We start from the raw sequence: 2475 nt of genomic DNA, 5'->3' as shown, positions 1-2475 counted from the left end.
GAGACAGGGGCGGCGCCGGGCGGTGGGGATAATGCGCACTGCCTTTGTGTTGCCGGAACCCCCATGGAATTTGTGTCTTTTCTGATCGACTTCATCCTGCATGTCGACAAATACCTCGAAGCCTTTGTCGCCAGTTATGGGGCCTGGGTGTATGCCCTGCTGTTTCTGATCGTGTTTGTGGAAACCGGCTTGGTGGTCATGCCGTTTCTGCCGGGCGATTCGCTGCTGTTCATCGTGGGCGCGCTGTGCGGTGCGGGGATGATGAGTTTCCCGCTGGCCTGCGCCGTGCTGATCGCGGCGGCCATCCTGGGCGACCAGTGCAACTATTCGATTGGCCGCTACTTTGGCCCCAAGGTGTTCCAGTGGGAAGACTCGCGCTGGTTCAACCGGCGGGCCTTCAACCAGGCCCATGATTTTTACGAGCGCTATGGCGGCATCACCATCGTGATGGCGCGCTTCATGCCCTTCATCCGCACGTTTGCCCCGTTCGTGGCCGGTGTGGCGCAGATGGGGCGGGGCAAATTCACGGCCTTCAATGTGGGCGGGGCCCTGCTGTGGGTGCTGGGGATCTGCTCTGCCGGCTACTTTTTTGGCAACTTCGCCTGGGTGAAGGCCAACCTGGACAAGATCATCTGGGCCCTGATCTTGATTCCAGGCTTGATCGCCATCTTTGGCGCCTGGCGCGCGGGCCGCAAGACCAACGCGGACTGAAGGTTCCGAAAAACACAAGGGCCTGGCGCGGAACATATCCGCGCCAGGCCCTTGTTTTTGTGGCGCTGAATTAGCGGCGGGGCTTGGACTGATCGCGGTCCTTGCCGAGTTCATTGCCAATCAGTGCGCCAGCGGCGGCGCCCCCCACGGTGCCCAGTGTGCCACCCAGCACTGCATTGCCGGCAACGCCTCCGACCACGGCGCCTACGCCGGTACCGATCTGGGCATTGGAGGGGTTGGAGGCGCATCCACCCAGGGCCAGGGTGGCAGCGCAGACAGAGGCGGCAAGAGCGAAACGAATGTTCATGGCAGGAATCCTTTTGAAGTTGTGCGAAAAAACCGTGGCAGGCAAAGCAGTCAGTGCCGCCGCAGGGTTGCAAGTCCACTATCGCGCTCTATCGGCTGCAGCGGTGTAGGAAAGACCGGCCAGACGGTGTAGGACAAATCAGCGGCTGGGCCGCGATACGCCTGGCCCCTGGCTGTGCGGTGCGCGCCCGCCGCGGGCTCAGCCCGGCGCCAGGCAGATGGTGACCAGCAGCGAGGCGTCTTCCACGGCGGTCAGTGCGTGCAGGGCCCTTGGTTGCAGGTGCACCAGGTCGCCGGCGCGCAGCAAGTGGGTGGTATCGCCAGCCTTGAATTCCACCGTGCCTTCAATGCACTGCACGGTCGCTTCACCGGGGGTGTGGTGCTCGCGCATGCTTTTGCCGGCGCGCAGCACCACGCGCATGACTTCGAGCTGGCCGGCCTTGAGGATGGCGCTGGAGGTGGTTTGTGCCAGGCGGTCGCCGAGCGCAAGGACACTGACGACCTGGCCAGACGGGGTGTGGGGAAGTGCCATGGGGTGTCTCCTGTGCAGCCGGATGAACGGACCCTACACCGACCGGCTGCGTGCCAGCGGCGGGTTCCTGGCGAAGTAGCGCGTGATGCCGCGCATCAGTGCATCTGCCAGCTGCACCTGGTAGGCGTTGCTGCGCAGGCGCGCTTCTTCTTCGGGGTTGCTGATGAAGGCGGTTTCCACCAGCACGCTGGGAATGTCGGGGGCCTTGAGCACGGCAAACCCGGCCTGTTCCACCCGGGGCTTGTGCAGCTTGCCCACGTTGCCGATCTCGCCCAGCAGCACCGTGCCCAGCTTGAGGCTGTCGTTGATCTGCGCCGTGGTGCTCATGTCGAGCAGGGCGCGCTGCACATGCCGGTCTTTGGACTGCACGTTCAGGCCACCCACCAGATCGGCCTGGTTTTCCTTGTTGGCCAGCCAGCGCGCGGCAGTGCTGGATGCGCCGCCCTGGCTCAGTGCAAACACGCTGGCACCGCGCGCGGCGGGCGTGGTGAAGGCATCGGCGTGGATGCTGACAAACAGGTCGGCCTGCACCCGCCGTGCCTTCTCGACGCGGGTGCCCAGCGGTACAAAATAATCGCCGTCGCGCGTGAGATACGCACGCATGGGGTTGCCACCCACGGTGGTGGCGTTGATGCGGTCGCGCAGCAGATGGGCCACGCGCAGCACCACGTCTTTTTCGCGGGTGCCGGCCGGGCCGATGGCACCGGGGTCTTCGCCGCCATGGCCGGGGTCCAGTGCCACGATGATGATGCGGTCGGTCTGCGTGGCGCTGGCACGGGTGCTGGCAGTGCCGCGCGCGCTGGCCTGCGCCGGGGCTGCGGCAGTGGCCACCGCCACTGGGGCAGCAGGGGGCGGCGGTGCCTCGGGCGGCAGCGCACGCGTGGCGCGCTGGGCCATCAGCTCGCCCAGCGGGTCGGGCTCTGCGG

4 protein-coding genes are annotated in these 2475 nt (G+C 65.7%); 1 reads left to right on the top strand and 3 read right to left on the bottom strand.

The window, feature by feature from the left end; all coding sequences use genetic code 11:
* Positions 1 to 63 precede the first annotated feature (63 nt).
* The gene (locus DTW89_RS18960; protein WP_114657061.1) at positions 64 to 711 is read left to right on the top strand and encodes a DedA family protein; all 648 of its coding nucleotides are present in this window, start codon (positions 64 to 66) and stop codon (positions 709 to 711) included.
* A 70-nt stretch (positions 712 to 781) separates the two neighbouring features.
* On the opposite strand, the gene DTW89_RS18955 is transcribed toward DTW89_RS18960, so the two are convergent.
* From DTW89_RS18955 to DTW89_RS18945, 3 genes are all read right to left on the bottom strand, one after another.
* A complete protein-coding gene (locus DTW89_RS18955) occupies positions 782 to 1018 on the bottom strand; it encodes a glycine zipper 2TM domain-containing protein (protein WP_114657060.1) in 237 nt (78 codons plus the stop codon).
* Between the two features lie 198 nt (positions 1019 to 1216).
* Positions 1217 to 1549 (bottom strand): cupin domain-containing protein, encoded by a 333-nt coding sequence (locus DTW89_RS18950; protein WP_114657059.1) that lies wholly within the window; start codon positions 1547 to 1549, stop codon positions 1217 to 1219.
* Positions 1550 to 1582: 33 nt separating this feature from the next.
* The coding region (locus tag DTW89_RS18945; protein ID WP_201741043.1) for an N-acetylmuramoyl-L-alanine amidase at positions 1583 to 2475 on the bottom strand (893 nt) is incomplete at its 5' end.

The organism is Acidovorax sp. BoFeN1 (assembly GCF_003345135.1).
Taxonomy (GTDB): domain Bacteria; phylum Pseudomonadota; class Gammaproteobacteria; order Burkholderiales; family Burkholderiaceae_C; genus Acidovorax; species Acidovorax defluvii.
The sequence above is the reverse complement of the archived record's forward strand: the minus strand, read 5'-3'. Positions and strand labels throughout refer to the sequence as shown.

What these genes read in the sequence shown, in the direction of transcription:
- DTW89_RS18960 (WP_114657061.1), top strand. Translation starts at nt 64, where the DNA reads ATGGAATTTGTGTCTTTTCTGATCGACTTCATCCTGCATGTCGACAAA.
- DTW89_RS18955 (WP_114657060.1), bottom strand. Translation starts at nt 1,018, where the DNA reads ATGAACATTCGTTTCGCTCTTGCCGCCTCTGTCTGCGCTGCCACCCTG.
- DTW89_RS18950 (WP_114657059.1), bottom strand. Translation starts at nt 1,549, where the DNA reads ATGGCACTTCCCCACACCCCGTCTGGCCAGGTCGTCAGTGTCCTTGCG.